We start from the raw sequence: 521 nt of genomic DNA, 5'->3' as shown, positions 1-521 counted from the left end.
TGTTGGGACGGTTGTGCTTGCAGATACAGTTGGGTTTATTCGTCACTTACCACATGATTTAGTTGCGGCTTTTAAAGCAACCTTGCAGGAAACACGTGAAGCAACTTTATTGTTACACGTTATTGATGCAGCGGATAACCGTTTGGATGAAAACATTCATGCGGTCGAAAGTGTTTTGGAAGAAATTGAAGCTGATGAGATCCCGACACTATTAGTTATGAACAAAGTGGATATGCTGGAGGATTTTGTCCCGCGTATCGACAGAAATGAGGATAACAAGCCGGTTCGTGTCTGGGTTTCAGCGCAAACGGGTGAAGGTATCCCCTTGTTGCTACAAGCACTGACGGAACGCCTTTCAGGTGAAATCGCACACGTTGAAATGCGTTTGCCACCAAGTGCAGGTCGTCTACGTAGCCGTTTTTATCAGCTCCAAGCTATTGAGCGTGAATGGCAAGAGGAAGACGGCTCAATTGGCCTTGAGGTGCGTATGCCAATGGTTGATTGGCTGCGTTTGTGCAAAC

1 protein-coding gene is annotated in these 521 nt (G+C 46.4%); it reads left to right on the top strand.

The genetic code is table 11. The annotated features are described in order from the left end of the window. Window positions 1–521, top strand: a 521-nt coding sequence (locus ABN217_RS20405; protein ID WP_349460028.1) for a GTPase, incomplete at both ends; no start/stop codon positions are given.

It is taken from the genome of Proteus sp. fly-1067 (genome assembly GCF_040139345.1).
GTDB lineage: Bacteria > Pseudomonadota > Gammaproteobacteria > Enterobacterales > Enterobacteriaceae > Proteus > Proteus vulgaris_B.
The sequence above is the reverse complement of the archived record's forward strand: the minus strand, read 5'-3'. Positions and strand labels throughout refer to the sequence as shown.